Source organism: Naasia sp. SYSU D00057 (assembly GCF_017916505.1).
In the GTDB taxonomy this organism is placed as follows: domain Bacteria; phylum Actinomycetota; class Actinomycetes; order Actinomycetales; family Microbacteriaceae; genus Naasia.
In genome coordinates, this window is record NZ_JAFMSZ010000001.1 from 172,261 (window position 1) to 198,475 (window position 26,215).

The 26,215-nt window shown below is 71.8% G+C and carries 29 protein-coding genes and 1 pseudogene; 9 read left to right on the forward strand and 21 right to left on the reverse strand.

Annotated elements, in window-relative coordinates; genetic code table 11:
• Nucleotides 1-74 precede the first annotated feature (74 nt).
• Both J3P36_RS00810 and J3P36_RS16110 read left to right on the forward strand, forming a co-directional pair.
• Nucleotides 75-602: a hypothetical protein gene (locus J3P36_RS00810; RefSeq protein ID WP_210505368.1), complete on the forward strand. Its 528-nt coding sequence runs from the start codon at nucleotides 75-77 to the stop codon at nucleotides 600-602.
• A 47-nt stretch (nucleotides 603-649) separates the two neighbouring features.
• Nucleotides 650-1,105, forward strand: a pseudogene (locus tag J3P36_RS16110) (ribonuclease H); the annotation flags it as partial.
• A gap of 376 nt (nucleotides 1,106-1,481) precedes the next feature.
• On the opposite strand, the gene J3P36_RS00820 reads toward J3P36_RS16110, so the two are convergent.
• Complete coding sequence (locus J3P36_RS00820) at nucleotides 1,482-1,973, reverse strand: FBP domain-containing protein (RefSeq protein WP_210505370.1); 492 nt, start codon at nucleotides 1,971-1,973, stop codon at nucleotides 1,482-1,484.
• 340 nt (nucleotides 1,974-2,313) lie between these two features.
• Between J3P36_RS00820 and J3P36_RS00825 the strand changes: the two genes are divergently transcribed.
• Nucleotides 2,314-3,699 carry an FAD-binding oxidoreductase gene (locus J3P36_RS00825; protein ID WP_210506537.1) on the forward strand — a complete coding sequence of 462 codons (1,386 nt, stop codon included), beginning with the start codon at nucleotides 2,314-2,316 and terminating at the stop codon, nucleotides 3,697-3,699.
• Nucleotides 3,700-3,809: 110 nt separating this feature from the next.
• Here J3P36_RS00825 and J3P36_RS00830 read toward each other — a convergent pair whose 3' ends face one another.
• Nucleotides 3,810-4,616, reverse strand: a complete 807-nt coding sequence (locus J3P36_RS00830; RefSeq protein WP_210505371.1) for an alpha/beta fold hydrolase — start codon at nucleotides 4,614-4,616, stop codon at nucleotides 3,810-3,812.
• Between the two features lie 89 nt (nucleotides 4,617-4,705).
• Here J3P36_RS00830 and J3P36_RS00835 point away from each other — a divergent pair, with 89 nt between their 5' ends.
• Nucleotides 4,706-5,257 carry a dihydrofolate reductase family protein gene (locus J3P36_RS00835; protein WP_210505372.1) on the forward strand — a complete coding sequence of 184 codons (552 nt, stop codon included), beginning with the start codon at nucleotides 4,706-4,708 and terminating at the stop codon, nucleotides 5,255-5,257.
• A gap of 74 nt (nucleotides 5,258-5,331) precedes the next feature.
• On the opposite strand, the gene J3P36_RS00840 is transcribed toward J3P36_RS00835, so the two are convergent.
• From J3P36_RS00840 to J3P36_RS00865, 6 genes are all read right to left on the reverse strand, one after another.
• On the reverse strand, nucleotides 5,332-6,150 hold the full coding sequence (locus J3P36_RS00840; RefSeq protein WP_210505373.1) for an MBL fold metallo-hydrolase: 819 nt from the start codon (nucleotides 6,148-6,150) through the stop codon (nucleotides 5,332-5,334).
• A gap of 198 nt (nucleotides 6,151-6,348) precedes the next feature.
• Complete coding sequence (locus J3P36_RS00845) at nucleotides 6,349-6,813, reverse strand: hypothetical protein (protein WP_210505374.1); 465 nt, start codon at nucleotides 6,811-6,813, stop codon at nucleotides 6,349-6,351.
• A gap of 146 nt (nucleotides 6,814-6,959) precedes the next feature.
• A complete protein-coding gene (locus J3P36_RS00850; protein WP_210505375.1) occupies nucleotides 6,960-7,577 on the reverse strand; it encodes a dihydrofolate reductase family protein in 618 nt (205 codons plus the stop codon).
• A 37-nt stretch (nucleotides 7,578-7,614) separates the two neighbouring features.
• On the reverse strand, nucleotides 7,615-8,190 hold the full coding sequence (locus J3P36_RS00855) for a dihydrofolate reductase family protein (protein ID WP_210505376.1): 576 nt from the start codon (nucleotides 8,188-8,190) through the stop codon (nucleotides 7,615-7,617).
• Nucleotides 8,191-8,223: 33 nt separating this feature from the next.
• Nucleotides 8,224-8,718 carry an SRPBCC domain-containing protein gene (locus tag J3P36_RS00860; RefSeq protein ID WP_210505377.1) on the reverse strand — a complete coding sequence of 165 codons (495 nt, stop codon included), beginning with the start codon at nucleotides 8,716-8,718 and terminating at the stop codon, nucleotides 8,224-8,226.
• Complete coding sequence (locus J3P36_RS00865; RefSeq protein WP_210505378.1) at nucleotides 8,715-9,101, reverse strand: helix-turn-helix transcriptional regulator; 387 nt, start codon at nucleotides 9,099-9,101, stop codon at nucleotides 8,715-8,717. Before J3P36_RS00865 ends, J3P36_RS00860 begins: the two co-directional genes overlap by 4 nt.
• 72 nt (nucleotides 9,102-9,173) lie before the next feature.
• Here J3P36_RS00865 and J3P36_RS00870 point away from each other — a divergent pair, with 72 nt between their 5' ends.
• Complete coding sequence (locus J3P36_RS00870) at nucleotides 9,174-10,865, forward strand: sodium:proton antiporter (RefSeq protein ID WP_307806905.1); 1,692 nt, start codon at nucleotides 9,174-9,176, stop codon at nucleotides 10,863-10,865.
• On the opposite strand, the gene J3P36_RS00875 is transcribed toward J3P36_RS00870, so the two are convergent.
• The 3 genes from J3P36_RS00875 to J3P36_RS00885 form a co-directional block, all read right to left on the reverse strand.
• The gene (locus tag J3P36_RS00875) at nucleotides 10,862-11,566 is read right to left on the reverse strand and encodes a phosphatase PAP2 family protein (RefSeq protein ID WP_210505380.1); all 705 of its coding nucleotides are present in this window, start codon (nucleotides 11,564-11,566) and stop codon (nucleotides 10,862-10,864) included. The two genes, J3P36_RS00870 and J3P36_RS00875, sit on opposite strands and share 4 nt — an antisense overlap.
• 88 nt (nucleotides 11,567-11,654) lie before the next feature.
• Nucleotides 11,655-12,107 carry an NUDIX hydrolase gene (locus tag J3P36_RS00880; protein ID WP_210505381.1) on the reverse strand — a complete coding sequence of 151 codons (453 nt, stop codon included), beginning with the start codon at nucleotides 12,105-12,107 and terminating at the stop codon, nucleotides 11,655-11,657.
• Nucleotides 12,104-12,883, reverse strand: coding sequence for an SDR family oxidoreductase (locus J3P36_RS00885; RefSeq protein ID WP_210505382.1), 780 nt, complete (start codon nucleotides 12,881-12,883; stop codon nucleotides 12,104-12,106). Before J3P36_RS00885 ends, J3P36_RS00880 begins: the two co-directional genes overlap by 4 nt.
• 76 nt (nucleotides 12,884-12,959) lie before the next feature.
• On the opposite strand from J3P36_RS00885, the gene J3P36_RS00890 reads away from it, so the two are divergent.
• The 4 genes from J3P36_RS00890 (at nucleotide 12,960) to J3P36_RS00905 (ending at nucleotide 15,742) form a co-directional block, all read left to right on the forward strand.
• Complete coding sequence (locus J3P36_RS00890; RefSeq protein ID WP_210505383.1) at nucleotides 12,960-13,439, forward strand: NfeD family protein; 480 nt, start codon at nucleotides 12,960-12,962, stop codon at nucleotides 13,437-13,439.
• The gene (locus J3P36_RS00895; protein ID WP_210505384.1) at nucleotides 13,436-14,515 is read left to right on the forward strand and encodes an SPFH domain-containing protein; all 1,080 of its coding nucleotides are present in this window, start codon (nucleotides 13,436-13,438) and stop codon (nucleotides 14,513-14,515) included. The genes J3P36_RS00890 and J3P36_RS00895 overlap by 4 nt, the downstream gene beginning before the upstream one ends.
• Nucleotides 14,512-15,273: a glycerophosphodiester phosphodiesterase family protein gene (locus J3P36_RS00900; protein ID WP_210505385.1), complete on the forward strand. Its 762-nt coding sequence runs from the start codon at nucleotides 14,512-14,514 to the stop codon at nucleotides 15,271-15,273. The genes J3P36_RS00895 and J3P36_RS00900 overlap by 4 nt, the downstream gene beginning before the upstream one ends.
• Nucleotides 15,274-15,382: 109 nt before the next feature.
• On the forward strand, nucleotides 15,383-15,742 hold the full coding sequence (locus tag J3P36_RS00905) for an RNA polymerase-binding protein RbpA (RefSeq protein WP_210505386.1): 360 nt from the start codon (nucleotides 15,383-15,385) through the stop codon (nucleotides 15,740-15,742).
• 104 nt (nucleotides 15,743-15,846) lie between these two features.
• Here the strand turns inward: J3P36_RS00905 and lnt are convergent, their stop codons facing one another.
• The 10 genes from lnt to J3P36_RS00955 are packed head-to-tail and all read right to left on the reverse strand — an operon-like array spanning nucleotide 15,847 to nucleotide 26,152.
• Nucleotides 15,847-17,442: an apolipoprotein N-acyltransferase gene (gene lnt, locus J3P36_RS00910; protein WP_307806906.1), complete on the reverse strand. Its 1,596-nt coding sequence runs from the start codon at nucleotides 17,440-17,442 to the stop codon at nucleotides 15,847-15,849.
• Nucleotides 17,432-19,873, reverse strand: coding sequence for an RNA helicase (locus J3P36_RS00915; protein WP_210505388.1), 2,442 nt, complete (start codon nucleotides 19,871-19,873; stop codon nucleotides 17,432-17,434). Before J3P36_RS00915 ends, lnt begins: the two co-directional genes overlap by 11 nt.
• Before the next feature lie 58 nt (nucleotides 19,874-19,931).
• Complete coding sequence (gene tatC / locus J3P36_RS00920) at nucleotides 19,932-20,675, reverse strand: twin-arginine translocase subunit TatC (protein WP_210506538.1); 744 nt, start codon at nucleotides 20,673-20,675, stop codon at nucleotides 19,932-19,934.
• A gap of 42 nt (nucleotides 20,676-20,717) precedes the next feature.
• Nucleotides 20,718-20,990 carry a twin-arginine translocase TatA/TatE family subunit gene (gene tatA, locus J3P36_RS16495; protein ID WP_210505389.1) on the reverse strand — a complete coding sequence of 91 codons (273 nt, stop codon included), beginning with the start codon at nucleotides 20,988-20,990 and terminating at the stop codon, nucleotides 20,718-20,720.
• Nucleotides 20,951-21,328: a hypothetical protein gene (locus J3P36_RS00930; protein WP_210505390.1), complete on the reverse strand. Its 378-nt coding sequence runs from the start codon at nucleotides 21,326-21,328 to the stop codon at nucleotides 20,951-20,953. Before J3P36_RS00930 ends, tatA begins: the two co-directional genes overlap by 40 nt.
• Nucleotides 21,329-21,366: 38 nt before the next feature.
• Entirely contained in the window at nucleotides 21,367-22,362 is a 996-nt protein-coding gene (locus tag J3P36_RS00935) for a WYL domain-containing protein (protein ID WP_307806908.1), read from the reverse strand.
• Nucleotides 22,359-23,351 (reverse strand): YafY family protein, encoded by a 993-nt coding sequence (locus J3P36_RS00940; protein WP_210505391.1) that lies wholly within the window; start codon nucleotides 23,349-23,351, stop codon nucleotides 22,359-22,361. Before J3P36_RS00940 ends, J3P36_RS00935 begins: the two co-directional genes overlap by 4 nt.
• A 7-nt stretch (nucleotides 23,352-23,358) precedes the next feature.
• A complete protein-coding gene (locus J3P36_RS00945; RefSeq protein ID WP_210505392.1) occupies nucleotides 23,359-24,321 on the reverse strand; it encodes an FKBP-type peptidyl-prolyl cis-trans isomerase in 963 nt (320 codons plus the stop codon).
• A gap of 50 nt (nucleotides 24,322-24,371) precedes the next feature.
• The gene (locus J3P36_RS00950; RefSeq protein WP_210505393.1) at nucleotides 24,372-25,463 is read right to left on the reverse strand and encodes a tRNA (adenine-N1)-methyltransferase; all 1,092 of its coding nucleotides are present in this window, start codon (nucleotides 25,461-25,463) and stop codon (nucleotides 24,372-24,374) included.
• Nucleotides 25,460-26,152, reverse strand: a complete 693-nt coding sequence (locus tag J3P36_RS00955) for an HAD family phosphatase (RefSeq protein WP_307806909.1) — start codon at nucleotides 26,150-26,152, stop codon at nucleotides 25,460-25,462. The genes J3P36_RS00950 and J3P36_RS00955 overlap by 4 nt, the downstream gene beginning before the upstream one ends.
• Nucleotides 26,153-26,215: the final 63 nt, after the last annotated feature.

Genomic DNA, 26,215 nt, shown 5'->3' on the forward strand with positions numbered 1-26,215 from the left:
CTGCCCCAGATGGAGGCGGCTCGGGAGGGGAGCGGGGCGGCGGGGCGCGTAGTCTGCGACCGAGGGGAGGACCGATGGCGGATCCGCATCCCGCGCTCGCGGCGCTGCTCGAGGTGACCGCGCGCCGGCTCGAGGAGCGCGGCGCCCGCGACGAGGCGCTCGGCGGCTTCGAGCGCACGCGCGGCATCCTCGGGATCGGCCGGCGGATCGTGCTCGCGTCCCACGGCCGGGTGTGGCGGCTCGGCGTGCTGCTGCTCGGCCGGGACCGCCGCCTCTACGCCGCGGGCTCCGTGACCCGCGCGGTCGAGCCGCGCCATCCGAACTACCAGTCGCTGTCGGGGGAGGAGCGGCGCGAGATCCGCCGCATCGCCCTCGAGAGCGGCTTCGCCCACGGCGAGGTGATCAACTTCGAGGTCGAGGAGCTCGCGCTCGACGAGGAGAGCCTGCGCCGCGGCTCCGGGCCGCTGCGCCTCGACGGCGAGCGCCTGCTCGTCCGCTGGGCGCCGAACCAGGGGTTCGTGCCGCTCGCGCCGTACCTGGAGGAGCGGGGCCGGCTGCTCAGCCAGCACGACGGCTGGGACGACGACCGCATCTACGACTGACCGGAGGCGGTCCGGAGGGCGTCCGTGCGTCTCCCTACGATGGATCGGTGACGATCACCGCTGCCGCCGACGGCTCCGCGCTCGGCAACCCCGGCCCCGCCGGCTGGGCCTGGTACATCGACGACGACCGCTGGGCGGCGGGGGGCTGGAAGCACGGCACCAACAACATGGGTGAGCTGAAGGCCGTGCTCGAGCTGTTCCGCGCCACCGCGCACACCGGCGAGGACCTGCTCGTGCTGTGCGACAGCCAGTACGTCATCAACTCCGTCACCAAGTGGATGCCCGGCTGGAAGAAGAAGGGCTGGCGCAAGGGCGACGGCAAGCCGGTCATGAACCTCGACCTGCTGCAGGAGATCGACGAGGCCATCGCCGGCCGCAGCTACCGCTTCGAGTGGGTGAAGGGCCATGTCGGCCACGTCCTGAACGAGGCCGCCGACTCCCGCGCCCGCGCCGCCGCCGAGGCCTACCAGCGAGGGACCGCGGTGCCGACGGGGCCGGGCTTCGGGGAGGTGACCCCATCCCCGGTGCGGGTGACCGTGCCCGAGGGCGCGCCCGAGCCGACGGCGTCGCCCGCGAGGAGGACGCCCGGGGCGGCCGCGCCCGTCGGTGTGTCCCGGGGACCGGCGTCGCTCTTCGAGCTGGAGCCGGAGCTCTACGAGGTGACCCTGGAGCTGACCGCCGAGGAGCACGCGCGCCTCGTCCGCCGCGCCCGCCGGGAGGGCCGCAGTCCGGAGGAGCTCCTCCGCGGCCTGATCTGAGGCGTCGCCCGGCTCTTCGTCCCTCAACAGGCATTTCTGCCGCCAACAGGCAGGAATGGCCGGATTCTGCGTGTTGGCGGGACTTCTGCCTGTTGAGGGGCAGGGGCTAACGCCCCAGGCCCTACTCGCCGTCGCGGACGTTGCGGGCGAAGTTGCGCGCGTGCTCACCGAGCGCCTGGATGCGGCGCCGGCGCTCCGCCTCGACGTCGAACCCGATGTAGGCGAGCGCCGGACGACGGCGCACGTTGGCCGAGCACTCGAAGTTCGAGCACACGAGGGTCCCGACGGTGTCGCCGTTCCGGCCCGCCTTCCCGGAGCGCTTCGCGCTGAAGAACAGGACATCGTTCGGGAGGGTGACGTCCTCGCACCAGGAGCACTGGGCTCGGGTGCGGGGCTTGATCTCGGCCTGGCGCAGCAGTACGCCGACGGGGGAGCCGTCGAGCTCGACGACCGCGTAGCCGAGGTTCGGGTACTTGCGGTCGCGCCAGCCCAGGTAGTCGAGGTCGGCCCATTGCAGCTCGTCGAGGTCGGCCGGGGGAGTGAGGGACTGCCGCTCGCGGAGCGACGCGTTGAGAAGGGATGCGCGCAGCATCTGTTCGGTCAGGGGAAGCATGAGATAGCCCAACTGTGGGGCCTCGGCGCGTGGGTGCGCCGAGGCGATCCGGATTCGGAGGGAGGGCCCGGCGGTGCGCGAGGCACGGCGGAACGGGCCGGGGCGCGCACGGAGGCGCGGGGCATCGCCGGGAGGAACCGGACTATCTCGAGGAGGCGCAGGAAGCGCCGCCGACCTCCTGACGCCCGACGGGCTGAGGGAGGGAGGTCGGACGCACCAGGGGATTCTACGCTCGCGCCGGGCGCGGGCTCGCGCTCCGACGGGATCCGGCGGGGTGCCCTTCGGGCGCGGGGGTAGGTTCGGAGAAGACCCGGCGGGGGAGGAGACGAGCGTGGGAGCGATGACGGCGGAGACGGTGCTCGATCGGCTCGCGACGGCCGTGCCGCCCGCACGGATCAGGACCGACGCCGCGACCCTCGAGTCCTACAGCCACGACGATGCGGAGTGGGCGCCGTGCGAGCCGCCGCTGGCCGTGGTGCTCGCCGAGACGGTCGACGATGTCGCCGCCGTCGTGCGCATCGCGGGGGAGAGCGGCCTCCGCGTCGTCGCGCGCGGCTCCGGAACCGGCCTCTCGGGCGGGGCGAACGCCGTCGCCGACTGCATCGTGGTCTCCCTCGAGCGCATGACCGCGGTCCTCGAGATCAACGAGGCCGAGCGCTACGTCGTGGCGCAGGCCGGCGTGCTCAACGACGTGCTGCGGGCGACCGTCGGCGAGCGCGGCCTCTGGTATCCGCCGGACCCCGCCAGCTCCGCCATCTCGACGATCGGCGGGAACGCCGCCACCAACGCCGGCGGCATCTGCTGCGTGAAGTACGGCGTGACGTGCGACTACGTGCTCGGCATGACGGTCGTCCTCGCCGACGGCAGCGTCGTGCGCCTCGGCCGGACCACCGCGAAGGGGGTCGTCGGCTACGACCTCACCCACCTGATGGTCGGCTCCGAGGGCACGCTGGGCATCATCGTCGAGCTGACGCTCCGCCTGCTGCCGCTCGGCGGCCGCGAGGAGCGCGCCGTCGTCGGATCCTTCCCGTCGCTCGAGACGGCGGGCGTCGCCGTCGCGGCGATCACCGCGGCGGGCATCCTCCCGTCCGCGCTCGAGCTCATCGACCGCACCTGCCTCCGTGCCGTCGACGACTGGCAGCACCTCGGGCTGCCGCACGAGGTGGAGGCGATGCTGCTCGCCAAGGTCGACGACCCTGGTGCGGCGGGGGAGGCCGCGGCCGGGCGCCTCGCCGAGCTGATGGCCGGTGCCGGTGCGGTGGGCGTCGAGCGGGCGACGGATCCGGCCGAGGTGGACCGGCTCTTCCGCGCCCGCCGCCTCGCCTACCCGGCCCTCGAGCGGCTCGGACCCGTGCTGACCGAGGACGTCTGCGTGCCGCGCGGCGCGGTCCCGGAGATGCTCACCCGCATCCAGGCGGCCGCCGACGACAACGACGTGACGATCGCCAACCTCGCACACGCCGGGGACGGCAACCTGCACCCGCTGATCATCGCGCCGGAGGGCGACGACGCCGCGAAGGCGCGGGCCAAGGCGGCCTTCGACCGCATCGTCGAGGACTGCCTCGCCCTCGGCGGCACGGTCACCGGGGAGCACGGCGTCGGCCTGCTCAAGCTGCCGGGCGCGGGCGACGAGCTCGGCCCGCGCGTCCTCGCCATGCACCGGGCGATCAAGGACGCCCTCGACCCGCGCGGCATCCTCAACCCCGGCAAGGCGTTCCCCGCCTGACCCGCCGCAGGGCGCCCGCCGTCGGCAGGACTTTCCGCCGTCAGCAGGACTTTCGGGGCGCTCTGGTCCTGCCGGCCGCAGATCCTCCTGCTGACGGCGGGCCGAGCGGGTCAGACGCGCTCGAGGAAGGCCAGCAGCTCCCGGTTGAACCGGCGCGGCTGTTCGATGTTGGCGGCGTGCCCGTCCCGCTCGAGCACGACGGAGGAGCCGTGCGGGGCGAGCGCTGCGGCCGCGGCCGCGTGCTCGGCGGGCCAGAACTCGCTGTCCCGACCGGCGACGAACAGCACGGGTACGTCGGTGCGCCTGATCGTCGACCGCCAGTCGGCCTTCGCGTGGTCGTTCAGCAGCTGCTTCTCGGGCTCGGTGAGCTCGCGCCGCTCGCCACCGCCGAGCGCCCTCAGCAGGCGAGCGATGCGGACCGGCCCCTTGGACGCGATGCTGACGCGGCCGGGGTTCGGCACCGTCTCCGCGAAGAGGGTGTCCCGGTTCTCGTCCGTGTAGTCGTAGAAGCCGTGCGGCCAGTCCGGTGCGTTCAGCATCTTCGGCGTCTGATCGACGATGGCGATCGCACGGACCCGCTCCGTGCCCAACGACGCCACGTAGGCCCAGATCGCGCTGCCACCCATCGACCCGCCCACGAGCACCACCCGCTGCAGGCCGAGCCGGTCGAGGAGGTTCGCGAGGTCCCGCCCGTGCCGCGCCATGGTCGCCCCGGTCGCCGGCCGCTCGGACAGGCCGTGCCCGCGCCGGTCGAACGACACGACCCGGTAGCCGGCCTTCGCGAGCGCCTTCTGCTGGGGAGCCCAGCTGGTCGCGGCAGCCTTGAAGCCCGCGACGAGCACCACCGGCCGGCCCTGGGAGCTGCCGTGCTCCGAGTAGCTCAGGTGCACGCCGTCGTCGGCGGTGAAGGTGGGCATCGTCGTCCTTCCCGTGCGACCTGCGGGCCGGATCCGACCCTATCCGACGCCTATTGTGGACAGTGTTTACATATGGGATAGTCGACGGCATGGGAAGGCTGGTGGCGCAGCAGATCGTCAGCGTGGACGGCTTCGCCGCGGATCGCGACGGCGGCCTGGAGTTCTTCGGCGACGGATCCGACTGGAGCGAGATCGACCGGGAGAACGACGCCTGGCTCGGGGGAGTGGGCCGCATCCTGCTCGGAGCCCGGACCTACCGGCTGTTCGTCGAGTACTGGCCGACCGCCACCGAGCTGCTCGCTCGGCGGATCAACACGATCCCGAAGACGGTGTTCTCGTCAACGCTGGAGGAGGCGCCGTGGGGGGAGTGGGAGCCGGCGCAGCTGGAGCGGCGGGATCCGATCGAGGTGGTCCGCGACCTGCGAGCGTCCTCGGACGGGGACGTCGTGCTGTGGGGCTCGCTGACGCTGTTCCGGTCCCTGCTCGAGGCCGGGCAGATCGACGAGGTCCAGCTGCGCGTGCTGCCCGTCGCGCTGGGGGAGGGCACGCCCCTGTTCGACCGGCCCGCGCGTCTGGTGCTGCACGAGGCCACGGTCTACGCCGCCGGGATTCCCGTGCTGTCCTACGGGCCGGGGGACTGAACCGGCCGGGCCGGGGTCACGGGCCGGCGCGCGAGCGCGGGGAGCATGGGGGAGAGGGCCGGGGATCGTACCCGTCAGGGCGTCCTGGTCTGCTCCTTCTCGGCGAGCCGCCGCACCTGCCAGTCGTGCACGTCGGGCAGCCAGTACAGGGGAGCCTCGGAGCCGACGCGTGGATCGTCGAGAACCCCACCGTCCCGCAGGGCCTGCGCGTACGCGCGGTCCTGCTCGATGCGCGCCCGCACCTCGTCCCCGCGGCCGATCGAGCCGTGACCGGGGATGACGGCATCCACGCGGTTGGCCACCTCGCCGAACAGCCGCAACGCGGCGAGGTAGTCGTCGAGCGGGTCCGCGGCCTCGAGGTCGAGGAACGGCATGAGGATGTCCGAGAGCATGTCGCCCGCGACGAGGACCCGCGCCTCCTCGATCAGGAGCGCCGCATGGCCGGGAGCGTGGGCGGAATGCTCGAGGATCCTTACCGTGGGGCCGTCCCACGGGATCTGCGCTGCGCCCGCCGGCAGGCCGGTGACGAGGCCGAGCAGCTCCATGGGGATCTCGTCGGCGTGCTCCGGCGGCAGCCCCTCGGCCACGAGCTCCCTCCAGTCCGGCTTCGACAGCAGGTCCTGCAGGGAAGCGGCGCAGCGGGCGGTGCCGTGCCGGGGAGCGTCGCCGAACCGCTCGTGCCAGAGCACGTGGTCCCAGTCGGGATGCGTGGAGAAGCCCGCCACGACGGGCCGGTCCAGCTCGCGCAGGTCGTCGGCGAGGTCCGCCAGCTCGGGACTGGTGATCCCGGGGTCGACGAGCAGCACACCGGTGCGACCTCGCACGACGATGGAGTTGCTCTGCAGGAACTCGCTCTCGTGTACGAGAACGCCGTCGGCGACTTCGGTCAGCATGGAACTCCTTCGCCTCGCGCAGTGCTCGGCCGACGCGAGTCTGGCGCAGGGGCCAGGAGACCCGCAACGGGAGGGGCTCCAACAGACGAACTGACATAATATGCATTATCGGCGCATCGGAGAGGGCTCGGAGAAGGCGGTTCGAACATCTGTCGAATCACGACGGATTCTGCCGGAACTGGTTTCGCGCGTGCTGCGTCACGACGGCGTCTGGCCCGGCGCCGTGGCGCGGAACCAGCCGATCCAGCCGTCCTCGTACGGGACGACCTCGTAGTCGCCGCACAGCGCGACCTCGTCCGGCCAGTCCTCGACGGTCCAGTCCTCGGTCGGCGCCCAGTCGACGGTGAGCGCCGGCATGCCGCTGCGTTCCGCCGGGCTGCAAACGTCGGGCAGCTCCGAGTCGGAGGTCACGCGGATCAGCGACTGCGACTCGTCGGTCGTCGCCACATTGTGCAGGTGGGTGGCGTCGTCCGGGATCCAGCTCGGCATTTCGACGCCCACCCAGCCGTCGGCCGCCTGGGCGTACGTGTCGAAGCGCTCCTCGTGTCGCTTCTCGACGAGGTCGGTGAGCTGGGCGCAGCCGGTCAGGGCGATCAGGAGGGCGCAGCCGGCGAAGGCGACGGCGGCCACGGACGTGGAGTCGTAGGGGTCGTGACGGGACATGGCTCCATGCTCGGCCCGAGGACGAGCGGCCCGCATCCGCCGGGAGGCTCGGCAGGATGCGCCGGCAGGATGATCCGGCGACCTCCGGCGGATGTACTCCCCCTCCGCCCACAGGCCCCTGCGGGACGTCACCGGCCACGACGTCCTCAGTCCTCGACGGGGCGCCGATACGTGGTGATGACCACCCCGGAGGCCAGCGCCCGAGTCTCCCCCAGGGTGAAACGGGAAAGGGGGAATCCGTCCGAGAACAGCTTCTTGCCGCTGCCCAGGACGATCGGATAGACGACGAGTCGATACTCGTCGACCAGGTCGTGCTCCGCGAGGGTGCGGATCAGCCGAGTGCTCCCCCAGACCCGGATCTCGCCGCCTGGCTCGGCGCGCAGCTTCCGCACGGCGGCGGGCACGTCGTCGCCCAGCAGGTGCGAGTTCTGCCAGGTCAGCTCGGTGAGCGTCCGCGACGCGACGTACTTCGGCACGCGGTTGTACCGGCGGGTGAGCTCGCCGTCGAGCCCGCCCTGATCCTCGTCCCACACGCCCCAGGAGCCGGCGAAGATCTCGTACGTCCTGCGGCCGAGCAGCAGTGCCTCCGTCCTGGTCTCCCACTCCGCCACGATGTCGTCGTTCTCGGCCGAGCCGAACTCGGCGTCGTAGTCGGCCTGCCAGCCGGCGTGCTCGAAGCCGCCGTCGAGGTCCTCCTCGGGGCCGCCGGGGCCCTGGGCCACGCCGTCCAGCGTGAGGAACGCCTGCACGACAACTCTGCTCATGGGCGGTACTCCTTCTCACGTTGCATGGCCCGCTCCCCTACGGCGAGCCGAGCGGCGGGCCGTCCAGCACGGTCGGCGCGTACTCGAGCAGCTGCAGGCGGCCGTCGAAGAGGCGGCTCTCGAGGAGCTCAAGGCGCACGTCTGGGTAGCCGTCGAAGATGCGGTCCCGGCCGGTCGTCCCCGTGATCACCGGGAACACGACGACCCGGAAGCGATCGACAAGTCCTGCCCGCAAGAGGCTCCGGCACAGCGCGACACTGCCCAGGGTGCGCATCGGCTGGTCCGAGTCCTCCTTCCGCGCACGCACCCATTCGACGGCGTCCCCGGCGACGAGGGTCGTGTTCGCCCATGCGAGGGGCTCTTCGAGGGTGGACGAGAACACGATCTTGGGCGCCGCGGTCAGCTCCGCCATCCCCGTCTCCTCGCCGGCCTCCGCGAAGCCGGACATCAGGCGGTAGGTGGTGGCGCCGAGAAGGATCGGGTGATCCTTCTCGGGCGACTCGTCCAGCCAGCGGAGGTACTCGGGCCCCTCCAGGCCCCAGAATCCGGGCCAGCCCTCCGCGGCGCCGTAGCCGTCGAGCGAGATGATGAAATCGACGGTGACCGTCGGCATGACTCGTCTCCTCTCCGCATGCGAGCGCCCGCGTCAGACGCGGGACTCGGCCAGGAGCTCGTCGATCTGCCCCATGGCCCCGCGCATGCCCTCCTCCATGCCCATCTGGACCATCTGCTCGAGCTGCTCCGCGGACTCGAAGGTGCTCACGCTCGTCATGCGGGTGCGGCCGCCGAGGTCCTCGAAGGTCACCACTCCCCTGGTGACGCCCAGCTCGCCGGTCGGCTCCCCCTTGTCGTCGGCGAAGCCGTCCTCGTATTCGAGCCGGCGCGGCTTGTCGAGGTCGACGATGCGCCACCAGCCCCACGCCTGGGTGCCGTCCGGGCCGGTCATGTAGTAGCTGGAGCGGCCGCCCGGCCGGAATTCGTGCCGCGGGAAGGTGGCCGGCCAGGTCGGCGGCCCCCACCAGCGCTCGAGCTGGCGCGGGTCCTCCCAGACCTGCCACACGCGCTCGGGCGGCGCGTCGAAATCGGCGACGAACGTGAGCGTCAGCGCGTCGACGTCCCGCTGGGTGCTGAGAACGGTCATCCTGCATCTCCTTCGATCGGTGTCGTGCTCGTGGTGGTCCGGCTGGCCGGTTCCGGTTCGGCCAGGAGGTCGTCGATGCGCCGTGCGCGCGAGCGCCAGAGCTCCTCGTAGTCGGCGAGCAGCCGCCGGGCGCGGCCGACTGCGGCGGCTTCTCCCTGCACCAGCTGCTCCCTCCCCTGCCGGCGCTTGGACACCAGCAGCGCCCGCTCGAGCACCGCGACGTGCTTCTGCACGGCCGCGAAGCTCATCTCGTAGCGCCGGGCCAGCGCGGAGACGGACTGCTCGTCCGTCAGCACACGCCCGAGGATGTCGCGTCGGGTGGCGTCGGCGAGCGCGTGGAAGATCGCATTCACCTCGGCCTCGGTCAGCGCATCTACAACCATTTGGTTGTACGTTAGCGCGACCCGGGAGGACGCGCAAGACCCGGCCGCCGGATGTGCGGGCAGAATCGACGGGTGGAGTCGGTCACGTACATCGCCTGGATCGTCTCGTTCGTCATCGTGACGGTCGCCGTGACAGGCTTCGCGGGCCGCTTCGGCGTCTCGGCGCCCCTCGCGCTGGTGGCCATCGGCGCCGCGGTCTCCTTCATCCCCGCCGTGCCCACCATCGAGATCGAGCCCGATCTCGTCCTCTACGGCGTGCTGCCGCCGCTGCTCTTCGCGGCCGCCATCCGGACCTCGTTCATCGACATCAAGGCGCGCGGCGACAGCATCCTGCTGCTCTCCGTCGGACTGGTCGCGTTCACGTTCGTCTTCGTGGGCTTCACGACCTGGCTCGTGCTGCCGAGCATCGGCCTCGCGGCCGCCCTGGCCTTCGGGGCGGTGGTCGCCCCCACCGACGCCGTGGCGGTCACCGCGATCGCCGGTCGGCTGCGGCTCCCCCGTCGGCTCGTGACGATCCTCGAGGGCGAGAGCCTGCTCAACGACGCCGTCGCGCTCGTGGCCCTCAGCACGTCCATCACCGCGATCGTCGGCGTGGTCGACGCGGGCTCGGTCACCCTCGAGCTCCTGCTCGCGGTGGGCGTCGGCTGCGCGGTCGGACTCGGGATCGGCTTCGTCATCGCCGAGATCCGCAAGCGCCTCAGCTCCGCCGTGCTCGACACGAGCCTCTCGCTCGTGACGCCCTACCTCGCGTTCATCCCGGCGCAGCTGCTGCACGGCTCGGGTGTCCTCGCCGTGGTGCTCGCCGGCCTGTTCCTCGGCTACCGCTCCCCCTCGATCCAGTCGGCGGAGGCGCGCATCGCCGAGTCGCTCAACTGGCGCACGATCCGGTTCCTGCTCGAGAACGCGGTGTTCCTGCTGATCGGGCTGAGTCTCTACGGCATCGTGCAGGACGCGATCGCGGACTCCCCCGGCTTCTGGCCGTCGATCGGGATCGGCGGCGCGGTGCTGGCCGCGGTGTTCCTCTCGCGCGTCATCTGGATCGCGCTGACGACGGTGCTCTACCGGGTGGGGCCGTCGTGGCTGCGGGAGCGCCAGTGGCGGTGGCGGAACTCGGTCGCCGTCATGGTGTCCGGCATCCGCGGCGTCGTGACCCTCATCGCCGTGTTCCTGCTGCCCGAGGAGACGCCGTATCGGGGCTTCCTGCAGCTGCTCGCCTTCGTGGTCATCGCCGGGTCGCTGCTGGCCGGCCTCTGGCTGCCGTGGGTCATCCGCAAGCTGCGCCTGCCGGCGCCCAACATCGACCAGGAGCAGATGCAGCGCCGGCTGCTCATGGCGGAGGCGCACTCGGCGGGGCTGCAGCGGCTCGAGGACGAGGTCACCGACGACGTCGAGGAGCTCGTCACGCGCCGGCTGCGCATCAACGCGACCTTCCTCACCGAGGGATCCGACGCCGAGGAGCCCGGGCCTCGGCTCGCGGACTACACGCGCCTCCGCCACGCGATGATCGAGGCCGAGCGGGAGGCGGTGCGAGTCGCCCGGTCCGAAGGACGCTACGAGGAGTACGCGGTGCGCGCGGTGCTCGCCGCGATCGACGCCGAGGAGCTCGCGCTGAAGGCCACCGCGCCCCGCTCCGCTCCGGAGGTCCTGCCGGGGCCGGTGCCCAGCCGGATCACCGAGGACGGGCAGGACGAGGGCGAGGACCCGGACGCCCGAGCCGACGAGGTGCGCCGCGCCGCGGCCGTGCGCAGGTCGAGCTCGGCCTAGGCCTCCGGCACCCCGGGCGCCGGCGCGACGTCACGCTTCCGCAGCGTCTCGCGGTGCAGCCGGTGGGCGAACGGTGCCCAGACGATGAGCGCGACCGCCGCGCCGAGGAGAAGGCCGCCGAGGGTGTCGGTCAGCCAGTGCGCGCCGAGGTAGTTGCGGCTGAGCAGCATGCAGATCGTGTACGCCGCCCCGAGCGGCCACACCCACCAGCGGTTGATGATCAGGGCGAGCACCACCGCGATGGTCGCGGCGTTCGCCGTATGCCCGCTCGGGAATGAGCCGAAGTCGGCGACCACGAGGATCTGCTCGGGCCGGGGCCGGTCGACCGTGTTCTTGATCAGCTGCACCAGGCCGGCGCTCAGGACGCTCGCCGTGAGGAAGTAGAGGGCACCCCACCTCCGGCGGACGAGGAGCAGCACCAGGATGATGGCGACCGGCACGATGACGACACCGATGAGCCCGCCGCCCAGCCGGTCGAAGAAGCGGGCGACGCCCTCCCAGAAGGGCGTGCGGTTCTCGTAGAGCTCGTCCATCCACTCCTGGTCGACCTCGTACGGCACGACCTCGAACTGCCGGATGGCGATGAGCACGCCGCCGAGGATCACCAGGGCGAGAGCGATGATGCCGCTGACGAGCGGCCATTTGCGCTGCACCTCGAGGGTCTGCCGGTCCTGTCTATGCAGGGACTGGGTGTCGCTCATCCCCCGATGTTAAGCGGGCGGTCGGCCGGCCGCCGTGCAACCGGGACAGGGTTGCAAGGAGCGGCTCGAACTGCGTGGCGACAGCCCTCTAGGACTCGAGGGTCGTCAGCGCCTGCCGCAGGAGCCCGGGCAGCTCGACCGGCTCGTACTCGTACTCGGTGTCGTCGAGCTCGTCGACGGCGAACCAGCGCCACTCGACGACGTCGGCCAGCTCGGACTCCGTCCAGCCGTCCTTCACCGGATCGAACCGGTCGACGCGCACCGCGTACCACGCCCAGTGCCCGGTCTCGTACGGGTGCCAGCGCTGGTCGGGATCGAAGTCCCCCCGGTGGAAGGCCGGGGCGATCGACGCCAGCGCGAGACCCGTCTCCTCCTGCAGCTCCCGGATCGCCGCCTGGTCGTGGTCCTCGCCCGGGTCGATGCCACCGCCAGGGGTGATCCACCGCGGCGGCACATCGCGGGACTTGCCGTACTGCAGGAACAGCAGGGTGCGGTCGTCCTGATCGAACAGGAGCACCCGGGACGTCGCCCGGAAGGTCACGAGGCGGTGAAGCTGCTGACGTCGCCGACGAGACGCGTGTTGTCTCCCGGCACCTCCTCGACGGCGGCGAGCGCGACCTCCGCGGCGAACTCGGCCACGTTGTAGAGGCGGCCCGCCGCCTCCTTGCGGGCGTCGATGGCGCCCGGCCGGGCGCGCTCGAGGAGCGTCGCCGTGATGGTGCCCTCGATCATGTCGCCGGAGACGACGACGAGATCGATGCCCTTCGCCCGCAGGTCGGGGATGCGCTCCCGCAGGGCGTCCTCCCCCGCGCGCTTGCTCAGGGCGACCGGCTCGTACTCGGGCATCGTCGGCACCTCGCGGATGAAGTGCGCCTGGTGACTCGTCACGAACACGACCCGGCCGCCGTCCGCCATCAGCGGGAGGGCGGCGTCGAGGACGTTCAGCTGCGCGTCGCGGTTGAGCCGGAGGGCGTAGTCCTCACCCATGCCGGTCTCCATGCCGCCGGAGGCGTTGAGCACGAGGAGGTCGAGGCCGCCCCACTCCTCGCGGATGCGGTCGAACATGCTCGCGACCGATGCGGGATCGGTGAGGTCGGCGCCGACCGCGATCGCCTCGCCGCCGCGCTCACGCAGCTGGTCGACCAGCTGGACCGCGCGCTTCTCCTTGTTGCGGTAGTTGACGACCACCTTCGCGCCGGCCTGGGCCAGGTACACGACGGTGTCGGCGCCGACACCGCGGGAGGAGCCGGTGACGAGGGCGCGCTTGCCCTCCAGGGAGCCGGGCGGAAGGGGGTTCGATTCAGGCGTCGTGACCACGACCCGACCCTACCAACCCGGCGTTCGAGGGCACGGACCCGCTAGATTCGGGGGCAACCGAACCGCGAAGGATGCGATGCTGCTCCCCGACCTCACGCAGTACATGTGGATCGTCTGGCTGGGCTTCATCGTCCTGTGCGTCATCATCGAGCTGCTCACCCTCGAGTTCACGTTCCTGATGATCGGCGTCGGCAGCCTCGGCGGCCTCGCCGCCAACCTGCTCGGCGCTCCCTGGTGGGTGCAGATCCTCATCGCGCTCGTGCTGTCGGTGCTGCTGCTGCTCCTCATCCGCCCCGTCCTGCTCCGGCTCACCCGCAAGGGGGCCGATCCGACGCCGAGCAACATCGCCGCCCTGCACGGCATGGCGGGCCGCGTCGTCGTGCCGCTCAGCGAGCACGGCGGCCAGGTGAAGCTCGCGAACGGCGAGACCTGGACGGCGCGCCTGGACGCATCCGCCGGCTCGGGCGTGCTCGAGGTCGGCTCCCCCGTCGCCGTGACCGCCATCAGCGGCTCCACCGCAGTCGTCGTGCCCACCGAGAGGAGCACCCCGCAATGATCGACGGAACCGCCTTCATCGGGCAGCTGTTCGTGATCGCCCTCCTGATCATCGTCGCGGTCTTCGTGATCGTGGTGCTGATCCGGTCGATCCGGATCATCCCGCAGGCCTACGCGGGCGTCGTCGAGCGCCTCGGCAAGTACCACAAGACGCTCACGCCCGGCCTCAACCTGCTCGTCCCCTTCATCGACCGCGTGCGGCCGCTGGTCGACATGCGCGAGCAGGTCGTGTCCTTCCCGCCGCAGCCCGTGATCACCGAGGACAACCTCGTGGTGTCCATCGACACGGTCGTCTACTTCCAGGTGACGGACGCCCGCGCCGCCACCTACGAGATCGCCAACTACCTCGGAGCGGTCGAGCAGCTGACCACGACGACGCTCCGCAACGTCGTCGGCGGCCTCAACCTCGAGGAGGCGCTGACGAGCCGTGACAACATCAACAGCCAGCTGCGCATCGTGCTCGACGAGGCGACCGGCAAGTGGGGCATCCGCGTCTCCCGCGTCGAGCTGAAGGCGATCGAGCCGCCGCACTCCATCCAGGACTCGATGGAGAAGCAGATGCGCGCCGAGCGCGACCGTCGCGCCGCGATCCTCACCGCGGAGGGCACCAAGCAGTCGGCCATCCTCACCGCGGAGGGCGCGCGGCAGGCGGCCATCCTGCAGGCCGAGGGTGCGGCGAAGGCGTCGGTGCTCCGGGCCGAGGGCGAGGCGAAGGCGATCACGACGGTGTTCGGCGCGATCCACGCGGGCAACCCGGACGGGCCGCTGCTCGCCTACCAGTACCTGCAGACGCTGCCCAAGATCGCGGACGGCGCCGCGAACAAGCTCTGGATCGTGCCGAGCGAGCTCACCGAGGCGCTGAAGGGCGTCAGCGGCGCGTTCGGCAAGCTCGGCGAGGCGGCTCCTGTCGACGGCGCCCAGACGGCGGCGGCACGGCGCGAGGCCCAGCAGGCGACGCGCGAGGCCCAGGCCTCCGCCGACTCCGCGCGCGCCGAGGCGGCGGACGCGGTCGCGGGCGCGGACGCCGAGCGCCAGCGCTCCGCGAAAAGCGGCGACGTCCCGCCGCCGTCGGCGTGACCCGCCCGCTCCCCTATTTCGACTCCCCCGCGCCGCGGATCATCGCGCACCGCGGCCTCGCGACCGGCGGTGCGCTCGAGAACAGCCTCGCCGCGTTCGAGGCCGCCCTGGCCGCCGGCGCGCACTACCTGGAGACCGACGCGCACGCCACCGCGGACGGCCACGCCGTGCTGCTGCACGACCCGGAGCTGCGGCGCATCGCCGCTCTCGACCTCGCGGTGGCCTCCCTGACCCTCGCCGAACTCCGCGCGATCGGACCGGTCGGCGAACAGATTTGTACCCTGGTCGACGCGCTGCAGACCTTCCCGTCTGCCCGGTTCAACATCGACGTGAAATCGGCTCCCGCGGCCGAGTCGGTGGCTCGTGCGGTGCAGTCCGCGGGCGCCGCCGACCGGGTGCTGATCGCCTCCTTCCGCTCCGCCCGCCGCACCGCCGCGCTGGCCCGGCTGGGGGACGTCGCGACCTCCGCCTCGGCCCCTCAGGTGCTGCTCGGAGTGGTCTCCGCCCGGCTGGGCCTGCGGGCTGTCACGAGGGCCGCACTTCGGCATGTGGACGCCGTACAGATACCCGAGAAGGTGCTCGGCATCCGCGCGACGACGCCGAAGATGGTCAAGGGGTTGCACACCGCCGGAGTCGAGGTCCACGTGTGGACGGTGAACGATCCGGAGGACATGGAACGCCTGCTCAGAGCCGGTGTTGACGGCATCGTGAGCGACCGCTGCGACCTGCTCGCGGAGGTGATTCGGGGGCGTCTCTGAAACCCCTATCGAGTGCTCTCTGGCAACTGTCTGGGAATTATCCCGGCTGGGAAGGATGTCCCCCGAGCCGGGGTTGAGGATGGTGATCACCCAGCGGAAGGAGCCACGAATGGCAGATCGCAGCCTGCGCGGAATGCGCCTCGGAAGCCAGAGCCTGCAGAGCGAGGAGGGAGTCGTCTTCTCCCCCCGGACCGTCGCCCGGTACCTCAGCGACGACGGCTCCACGTTCGAGGTCACCTTCGCCGAGGAGGCGGAGATCCCCGAGACCTGGACCTCGCCGAAGTCCGGCAAGGAGGGGGTCCTGCTGGAGAGCGACGGCACGCCCGTCCAGTCCAGCCAGGCGGAGGCGAAGGCCCCGCGCACCCACTGGGACATGCTGCTGGAGCGCCGCACCCGCGCCGAGCTCGAGGAGCTCCTCGAGGAGCGCCTGCAGTACCTGCGCGCCCGTCGCGGCAAGATCGCGTCCTGAACGCGCACTAGACACGAGGTCCCGCTCGGGACCCTCCCAGGGCCGCCGGCTTCCGGCGGCCCTTTTCGTGCGCCCGCCTCCCCCGCTCCTCGCCCCGCCCGCTCTCAGCGGCGGCGGCGGAGGGTGAGCAGCAGGGCCGCGAGGCCGAAGCCGGACACCAGCACCTCGATGCCGCGCCCGGCGACCACCGCCGGGGTGAGCCCGTCGCGGAGCGGCACGTCCTCGACGAGCGCCGCCGGCTCGAACGCGGGCAGCTCCTCGAGCACGGCTCCGTCGGGCCCGATGACCGCGCTCGCGCTCACCGTGGAGATGCTGACCACGCTGCGTCCCGTCTCCAGGGCCCGGATGCGCGCGATGGCGAGCTGCTGCACGCTCTCGTCGGTGCGGCCGAAGTCGGCGTTGTTGGTCTGCGCGAACAGCACCTGGGCGCCGTCGCGGACGCTCTCGGTGATGAGCGCGTCGTCGACGATGTCGAAGCAGATGTCGATGCCCGCGACCGCGTCGCCGAGGTCGAAGACCGCGTCGGTCGAGCCGGGCGTGTACTCGCGCTGGACGAGGTCGATGAGGTCGGGCGCGAACGGGCGCCAGAAGGCCCGGTCCGGGATGTATTCCCCGAACGGCACGGGGTGCCGCTTGTCGTACAGGTCGACGGCGCCCTCGCCGCTCCGCCAGAGCAGCGACGAGTTGTAGAACCTGCCGTCGCGCTCCGTGATCGTGCCGGCGATGAGCGGCGCCTGCGCGGCCCCCGACACGAGGTCGAACGCCTCCGCGGCGCGCTCCGACTCGAGCGGGTTGAGATCGCTCGCCCCCTCCGGCCAGAGCAGCACGTCGAGGTCGTCGCGGATGATCGGCACCGACGCGGTGATGTGCCCGTCGAGGACGACCCCGTCGTAGTCCCGCTGGTCGAAGTAGCCGGACGGGGTGTCGCCCTGCACCGCGCCGACGCGGAGTGAGCCGGCCGCGACGGTCGGGAAGGCCGGGACCGCGAGCACCGCCGCGACCGCCGCCGTTGCGAGCACGAGGCGCGGCACGGCGCCGATCGTGGGCACGCCGGGCAGCGTGTTCCGCGGGCGGGTGAACCAGAGCTCGAGAGCGAGCGCGGTGAGCCAGACCATCACGAAGCTGACGCCGGAGATGCCGAGCCAGGAGAACAGCGACGAGAGCGGGCTGTCCGACTGCGACATCGCGACACGGCCCCAGGAGAAGCCGCCGTACGGCCAGACCGCGCTGATCGCCTCGCGGGCGGTCCAGAGGCCGGCGACGACGACCGGCAGCAGCCCGATGCGACCCAGGCGACCGCGCCAGAGCCGGGGAACGCGCGCGTACGCGAGCGCGATCAGCGCGCAGCCTCCTGCGACGAACAGCGCCTCCAGGGTCGACAGTGCCAGCCACGGCACCTCGCCGAGGAACAGCGTCGCCCACTCGATGTGCACCAGGTAGAACGTGAGCCCGAAGACGAGGCCGACGAGGAAGGCCGCCCTGGGTCGGCGACCCCGCAGCGCGACGAGCACGATGCCGATTGCGACGAAGGCCAGGGGCCAGATCCCGCGGTCCGGGAACGCGCCGTCGAGCACGACACCGCCGGCGAGCGCGGACAGCAGAGCGCCCCACAGCGGAAGGGGCGGCGACGGGGCGCGGGCGGGTCCGCGCGCCCTCGCCTTCGGGGCGGGGACGGCGGCCACCCTCAGGTCAGCCGACACTCGCGTACGCGACGATGCCGCGGCGGATGGCATCCATCGCCTGTCGTGCCGTCCGCCCCTGCTTGCCGTCCGCGACGATCGAGATCTGGTCGAGGAGGTCGATGGTCTGCTTGGTCCAGCGGACGAAGTCGCCCGCCTGCAGGTCCGCGTCGCGGAGCACCTGGTCGAGCGGGCCGCCCCGCGCCCACTTGTGCATCGCGATGACGAGGCCGGTCGATGGCGGGTTCGAGCCGGCCAGCTGGTGGTCGCGCTCGACGTCGTCGAGGCGCGCCCAGATGTCCTGCAGCCGGTCGAGTGCGGCGCGGAACGGGCCGCGCGGCAGCCACCGCTCCGACATCTCCGACTCCTCGCGGCGCGGCTCGAACACGAGAGTGGTGGCGAGGGCGGCGAACGAGGCGGGGTCGAGCTCCGCCCACACCCCCCGGCGCAGGCTCTCGGCGACCAGCAGGTCGCGTTCGCCGTAGATGCGCTTCAGCATCACGCCGTTCCCGGTGAGCACGATCTGCCCCTCGGCGTCCTGCTTGAGGTAGCCCTCCTCGAGGAGGACGTCGGTGACGCGGTCGAACACCTTCGCCACGGCGCCCGTCCGGTTGGAGATCTGCTGCCGCAGGCCGTCCGTCTGGCGCTTCAGCCGCCACCAGCGCTCCGCCCAGCGGGACAGCTCCTCGCGGCGCGGCGACGAGTGGCCGGGGTGGGCGCGGAGGCGGCGCCGCAGCTCCGCGAGGCGGCGCTGGTGCTTCTCGTGCTGCGCGCGTGTCCGGTCGCGGTTCTGCTGGCCGGCCTTCTCGAGGTCGCTGATCTCGCGGCGGATCTGCGCGTACTCGGTGAAGTCGCCGCTCTGCCCGTTCTCGTCCTGCATCGCCTTCTCGTAGCCGGCGAGCGACTCCTCCTGCTGGCGCACCTTGCGGGCGAGGTCGACCACGGCGCGGTCGGCCTGGAACTGGGCGAAGCTCGACTCGAGGATCTCGCGCGTGCGCTCCCGGCCGAACTGCTCGATGAGGTTGACGGCCATGTTGTAGGTCGGCCGGAAGCTCGAGTTGAGCGGATAGCTGCGGCGCGAGGCGAGGGAGGCGACCGCCTGCGGCTCCATGCCGTCCGCCCACTGGATCACCGAGTGGCCCTCGACGTCGATGCCGCGGCGGCCGGCGCGCCCCGTGAGCTGGGTGTACTCCCCCGGCGTGATCGGCACGCGGGCCTCGCCGTTGAACTTCTCGAGCTTCTCGAGCACGACCGTGCGGGCCGGCATGTTGATGCCGAGGGCGAGCGTCTCGGTCGCGAAGACGACCTTGAGGAGCTTCCGCTGGAACAGCTCCTCGATGACCTCCTTGAACGCCGGCAGGAGGCCGGCGTGGTGGGCGGCGACGCCCCGCTCGAGGCCCTCGAGCCACTCCCAGTAGCCGAGGACGGCGAGGTCCTCGTCGAGCAGGGTGCGGCAGCGCTCCTCGGTGATCTCGCGGATCTCCTGCCGCTCCCACGACTCGGTCAGCCGGACGCCGTCCCGCAGCACCTGGCGGACGGCGGCGTCGCAGCCGGCGCGGGAGAAGATGAAGAAGATCGCGGGCAGCAGGTTCCGCTCGTCGAGCAGGCGCACGATGTCGCCGCGCTCCATCCGCCCCATGTCGGGCCGGCCGCCCTTCGAGTGCCGGCGGCCGACGTCGCGGTTCTCCCGCACGCCGAGCACCCGCCCGCCGTAGCGGGCCATCTGCACGAGCTCCGGGTTCACCCGGTTCGTGGCGGCGAGGCCGGACGAGTCGAACAGGTCGACGAGCCGGTTGCGCACCAGCACGTGCTGCTCGAGCGGGACGGGCCGCTCCTCGGACACGATCACATCGGTGTCGCCACGGACGGCCTGCAGCCAGTCGCCGAACTCCTCGGCGTTCGAGACCGTGGCGCTGAGCGACACGAGCCGCACGTGCTGCGGGAGGTGGATGATGACCTCCTCCCACACCGGACCGCGGAAGCGGTCGGCGAGGTAGTGCACCTCGTCCATCACGACGTAGGCGAGGTCGCGCAGCAGGTCGGAGTCCGCGTACAGCATGTTGCGGAGCACCTCGGTCGTCATGACGACGACGCGGGCCTTCGAGTTGACGTTCGTGTCGCCCGTGAGGAGGCCGACGTTCTCCTCGCCGTAGTCGTCGACCAGCTCGTTGAACTTCTGGTTCGACAGCGCCTTGATCGGCGCCGTGTAGAAGACCTTCGCGTACGGGTCCTGCATCGCGAGGTAGACCGCGAACTCGGCGACGATCGTCTTGCCGGCACCGGTCGGAGCGGCGACGAGCACACCGCGGCCGTCCTCGAGCGCCTCGCAGGAGCGGATCTGGAACGGGTCGAGGTCGAACGACTGGCGTGCCCGGAAGGCGTCCAGGATCGGATAGCGCTGCTTCTGGCGTGAGGCGGCGAAGCGCTCGGCCGGGGAGAGCTCTGCGGTCATCGGTGCGTCCTTCGGGTCGTGCTCGTGGGGCGACTGACGCTCATGAGGCGGCTGCGTCTCATGCGTAGCCGGCGCTCAGGGCCTCGTTCCGCTTGGCTGCGCGGCGGTCGTGCAGGATCGCGATGCCGGCCGCGGACAGGTAGAGCAGGACCATCGGAATGGCGAGCAGGAACATCGAGATGACGTCCGCCGCCGGCGTCGCCGTCGCTGTGAACAGCGTGATCGTGAGGATCGCGATGCGCCAGCTCTTGAGAATGGTGACGCCCTGCAGTATCCCCGCGAAGTTCAGCAGCACGAGGAACACCGGCAGCACGAACGCGGCGCCCACGACGACGATGAGCTTGAGGACGAAGTCGAGGTAGTCGCTCGCCGTGAGGAAGACGGACGTCTCCGGGGCGGCGAAGCCGACCATCAGCTCGACGATGTGCGGCCACACGTACCAGCCGGCGAAGCAGCCGGCGAAGAACAGCGGGACGGCGGCGAAGAAGAAGCCGAAGCCGTACTGCTTCTCCTTGCGGGTGAGGCCGGGCACGATGAACGCCCAGATCTGGTAGAGCCACACGGGTGCGGACAGCACGAGGCCGACCGTGAACGCGATGCGCAGCTTGAGATCGAACGCCTGGGTGATGTTCGTGTAGTTGATGCTCGCGTTGTGATGTCGGGCCACCTGCTCCATCGGCGTGCGGAGCGCGTCCCACACCAGATCGGAGAGCAGGAAGCCGCCGACCATCCCCACCACGAGCGCGAGCGCGGCGATGATGAGCCGGCGGCGCAGCTCGACGAGGTGCTCGCCGAGCGACATCCGCCGCTCGCGGTCGGCGCCCCGCTTGGCGCGGGCCACCGGCTACTTCTCCGGCTTGGTCCCCGCGGAGTCCGCCGGCTTCGGGGTGGGAGCGGGCATGCCGGCGGGCGGCTCGTCGGTGTAGACCACCGGGGGCTCGGCGTCGCGCTTCTCGGCGGCGTCGCCCTCCGACTTGATCTCGCTCTTGAAGATCTTCATCGACTGGCCGATGCTGCGCGCGAGCGCGGGAAGCTTCGGGGCGCCGAAGAGCAGGAGCACGATCGCCAGGACGGCGATCAGGTGCCATCCCGAGAAGGTGTTGCCGAAGATTCCCATGGGAACGTCCTCTTTCTGAGATCGGCGGTCACGAGGAGTCTACCCCGGGCCCGTCGAGCTTCCCGGCGGCGCTCCTTGCGTTCCGCTCGGAGTTCGGCGAGCACGCGATGTGCCTCCTGGACCTCGGCCCGGTCGCGAAGGATCGCGGGCACGAACGGCTTCTCCGGCGCGAGGTCGTCGCTCGCGCGGTCGAGCAGCTCGAGGCGGCCGGCCAGCTCGCCGAGCGCCTCCATGGCGACCATGCCCTTCTTGAAGAGCCACCAGCCGAACCAGGCCAGCATGCCGAGCATCGCGAGCACGAGGGCGACCCAGATCAGCACCCACGACCACCACGGCATGCCCCGAGTCTATGGGGACGGGGCGGCGAGGAAGGCTGTCACTGCTCGCCGTAGGCGGCGAGGCCCTGGCGCGCCCAGTCCGCGACCGCCGTGCGGGCCTGGTCGGGCTCGCGGACGACGACCACGCCCGACAGGCGGGCGGCGAGGCGCTTGAGGCCGTGGTAGTGACCCACCCGCAGCGTCGCCTCGACCACGCCCGGGCGGCGTCCCGGGCGGGTGCGCGTGCCCTCGGGCAGGTAGTCGCCGAGCAGCGGAAGCGCGCTCTCGCTCACCTCGACGACGACGCTGAGGTCCTCCGGCGACGTCTCGAAGAGGGTGTCGGAGAGCGCCACCTCGTCGGACCCGCGGCTCGCGGGACGGTCGGTCGCGACGACCTCGGACATCCGATCGAGGCGGAACGTGCGCACGGCCGACCGGGCGTGGTCCCAGCCGCGCAGGTACCAGTTCTCGTCGTCGGAGTCGAGGCGCAGCGGGTCGACCGTCCGGCGCTCCGATGCGCCCTGCGCGTCCCGGTAGTCGAACTCGACCTGGTGCCGCGACACGAGCGCCTCGCGCAGCACCGGCAGGGCGGAGTCCACGCGGGCACGGGCGACGACCACCGGGCTCGGCGGGGCGGACGCGCCGCGCGCCAGCTTGTTCATCAGCGTGGACAGCGCCTGGCGGTCCGCGTTCTCCGGCAGCGCCGAGAGGTACTGCAGGCCGGCGAGCAGCGCGGCCGTCTCGCGCGCGGAGAAGCGCGGCGACTCGTCGATCGCGACCGAGTGGGTGAGGACGATCCGGTCGTTGTCCTCGAACTCGTCCCAGTTGATGTCGAAGAGATCGTTGTGCAGGTAGGAGTCGCTGTCACCGGGCAGACCGGACACCGCGATGAGCCGCACGTGCCGCCGCATCTCCTCCTCGGTGACCCCGAAGTGCTGGGCTGCCTCGGCGACGCCGACGTCCTCGTGGTCGATGAGGTAGGGCACGAGGGAGAGCAGGAACGCGAGCTTGTCCTGCGCCTGCAGCGGGCGCGAGCTCGAGGGGCGTGCACTCACCGGGCGGTCCCCTCGTGGTCGGCGACGACGCGGCGCAGGCGCTGGACGACGCGGTCGCGCAGATGCGCCGGCTCCAGCACGACCACCTCCGGCCCGTACGAGGCGAGCTCGTCGGCCATCAGGTTCGAGTCGGAGTAGTTGAGCACGAACTCGTCGTCGGCGAGCGTCTCGGCGGCGCGGCGCTGCAGGCGCGTCTCGGCGTCCGAGCCGGGGACGACGCGGATCCGCACCCGCCCGTTCGCGAGGATCCGGTCGAGGTCGGCGAGGGCGGCGGCCGCGGCGTCGCCCTCGGGCGGGGTGAACGCGGTGCGGGTCGTGGTGACCGCGCCGACGATGCGGCTCAGCAGGAACGTGCGCCGCTCCTGGCGTCCGCGGTCGAAGGACGCGAGATGCCAGCGCCCCTCGTGCTTGATGAGCGCGAGCGGCTCGACGGTGCGCTCCGTCGCCGTGTCCTCGCCGGGCTTCAGGTAGGAGAAGCGGACAACGACGTGCTTGTCGATCGCGGCGCGCAGCGGCTCGAAGGCGGGCTCGCGCACGCGGATGCGCGGCGCGTAGCCGATCGTCGGCTCGATCGCGTCGACGCCGAGGGACCGCAGCTTGAGGAGCGCCCGGTGCGACTCGCTCGACAGGGAGCCCTCGCGCCACACCTCGGCGGCGAGGTTCAGCAGCGTCGTCTCCTGCGGGGTGAAGGTCACGTCGGCGGGGAGGTCGTAGGCGCCCTTCGGGATGCGGTAGCGCAGGTTCTGGTTGTTGCCCGCGTCGCTCGCCAGCTCGATCGTCTCGAGCGGCACGCCGAGCTCGCGGATGTCGTCCTTGTCCCGCTCGAACTGGCGCTCGAGGCTCGCGTTGTCGCCGCCCGGCTTGTAGCGCTGCCGGTAGCCCTGCACGGACGAGAGGATCTCGGCCTTCGTCAGGCCGTGCTCGGTCGCGACGAGGGCGAGCACGAGGCTGAACAGCCGCTCCTCGACGGGCACCGCCTCCGACGGCACAGGATTCCTACTCGACGATTCCGAGAATGTCGACCACGAAGACGAGCGTCGCGTTCGCCGGAACCGCGCCGCTGCCCTGCTCGCCGTAGGCCTGGTCGGGCGGGATGACGGCGAGCACCTGGTCGCCGACCTTCTTGCCCTTGATCGCGTCGACGAAGCCGGGGATCGTCTGGCCGTCGGCGATCGTCAGCGTGACGGGCGCCCCGTTCTCCCAGCTCGACTCGAACACCGATCCGGTGTCCCAGACGACGCCGGTGTAGTTGACGAGGATCGCGTCGCCGTCCTTCACCTTCGCGCCGTCGCCGATGATCAGGTTCGCGACCTGCAGGTCCTTCGGAGGCTCGGTGTCGGCCGGGACGGTGATGCCGGGGCGGCCGGAGGGGTCGAGCACGACCGACGGGAGGCCGGCCTGCGCGACCTGAGCGGTGCCCTGGGCGCGGGACAGGTAGGCGTCCTTGAAGTCGACGACGACCACGAGCGAGTCCTCCGCCGAGACGCCGGCGGGCCGGCTGTCGTCGGCGAAGGCCTCGTCGCCCGGCACGACGACCGCGACGCGGCTGCCGACCTCGGCGCACTGGAGCCCCTCGCGGAGGCCCTCGATCGGCAGATTGTCGATCACGAAGGACGAGGGCTTTCCGCCGGCGTAGTCGCTCTGGTCGAGGAGCGCGCCGTTGGTGCCGTTGAAGATGCTGAGGTAGGCGGAGACGTACTGGTCGCCGTGGATGACCTCGCCGTTGCCGGCCTCCAGGGTCGTGGCCTGGGTCGTTCCGGGCAGCAGCGGCGTCGGGAACGAGACGGTCGGCTCGGTGAGCAGCGCACCGCGTGCGGTCACCGACTGGGACGCGTTGCCGGAGGACGCCTCCGGGGTGCAGTCGTCGTTCGCCGGGCCCACGTAGCAGGCGGAGAGGCCGCCGAGCACGGCGGCGGACACGAGGATCGCCGAAGCGACGCGCGGGAGTCGTCTGTTCATGTCAGGAGCCGTCCAGAAATGCCGAGGGCCGGGATCGGCCGCGGATCAGTCTACTGGTCGGCCTCGCCGGAGCCCGTCGCGTCGCCGTCGGCCGCGTCGCGCGTCACCAGGCCGTCCTCGGGCGCCTCGGAGGGCGGCGCGTCCAGCTCACGCGGGTCGAGCGGCGTCCTGCCGCGGGCGAGCGACGCGCTCGCCCCCGCCTTCGCCTCCCGCACCCGGCGGCGCAGCGACTTGGCGCTCGCCGTCCGCTCCCCCAGCGCGCCGGGCGTCCACAGCTCGACGTCCTCGTCCTCGTACTCGCTCTTGGAGGCACGCCGCTTGAGCGCGGGGAGCACCGCGCCGGGCGCGAGCCGCCGGGCGGTCAGCAGGAAGCCGGTGTGGGCGACCATCCGGTGGTCCGGCCGCACGGCGAGGCCCTCGACGTGCCAGCCTCGGACGAGCGTCTCGCTCGACTCGGGCTCGGTGAACAGGCCGGTGTCGCGGATCGCCTCGGCCACCCGGGACAGCTGGGTGACGGTGGCGATGTAGCAGAGCACGATGCCGCCCGGCTTGAGCGCGTCGGCGACGACGCCGATGCACTCCCATGGCGCGAGCATGTCGAGCGCGACGCGGTCGACGGTGCCGGGCTCGAGCGCGGCGGGGAGCTCCTCGGTGAGGTCCCCGGTGACGATCCGCCAGTTCTCGGGCTCGGCGCCGAGGAACCCGACGACGTTGCCCGCGGCGACCTCGGCGAACTCCTCGCGGCGCTCGAAGGAGACGAGCCGGCCGGTCGAGCCGATCGCCCGGAGCAGCCACAGGCTGAGGGCGCCGCTGCCGACTCCCGCCTCGACGACGGTGGCGCCCGGGAAGACGTCCGCCTGGGCGAGGATCTGGGCGGCGTCCTTCGGGTAGATGATGGCCGCGCCGCGCGGCATGCTCATCACGAAGTCGGCGAGGCGCGGGCGGAGGGCGAGGTACTCCACCCCCCCGGAGTTCGCGACGACCGATCCGTCCGGCAGCCCGACGAGCGCGTCGTGGTCGAGCACTCCGCGGTGGGAGTGGAACTGCTTCCCGGGCGTCAGCGTGATGGTGTTGAGGCGGCCCTTGGGGCCCGTCAGCTGCACGCGGTCGCCGGTTTGGAAGGGGCCGGAGAAGGCGGTCACGAGGCGAGCTCCTCGTCGACGCGCGCGTCGCGGGGCAGCAGCGCCGCCAGGTCCCGGATGCTCTTGCCCGCGAGCGTGGGCCAGACGACGTAGCCGGTGCCGGCGGGCAGGTCGACGCTGTGCGGCACGCCGACCGCGGCGACTCCGGCGGTGACGGCGGAGGCGAGCCCGGGCGGCGAGTCCTCGATCGCGACCGAGGAAGCCGCCTCGACGCCGAGGAGCTCGACCGCGGTGAGGTACGCCTCGGGGTGCGGCTTCGGGTTCTCGACGTCGCTGCCCGACACGATGACGTCGAAGGCCGGCCCGGGGAGGGGCACGGCGGCGGCGATCTCCTCCGCCATCGGCCGCATCGACATGGTGACGAGGGCCGTGGGCACGCCGGCCTCACGCAGCTCGGTCAGGAGCTCGCGCGCTCCTGGGCGCCACGGCACCGACTTCCGCACCTCGGACATGACCGCGTCCTGCAGGTGCTCGATGATCTGCTCCGCGTCCCACGGCACGCCCTTCGCCTGCAGCATCGCGGCGGACACCCAGAGGCTCACGCCGACCTGGGCGAGCCCGTCCTCCGGGGTCCAGACGCCGCCGAACGAGCCGACGAGCTCGGTCTGCGCGGCCTGCCAGTAGGGCTCGGTGTCGACGAGGGTGCCGTCCATGTCCCAGAGGACTGCGGCGGGGAGGTCTAGGTGCACAACGGGCCAGTCTACGTAGCGCGCCTGACCGCACCCGGAATCGGCTGACGGCGAACGGACTCC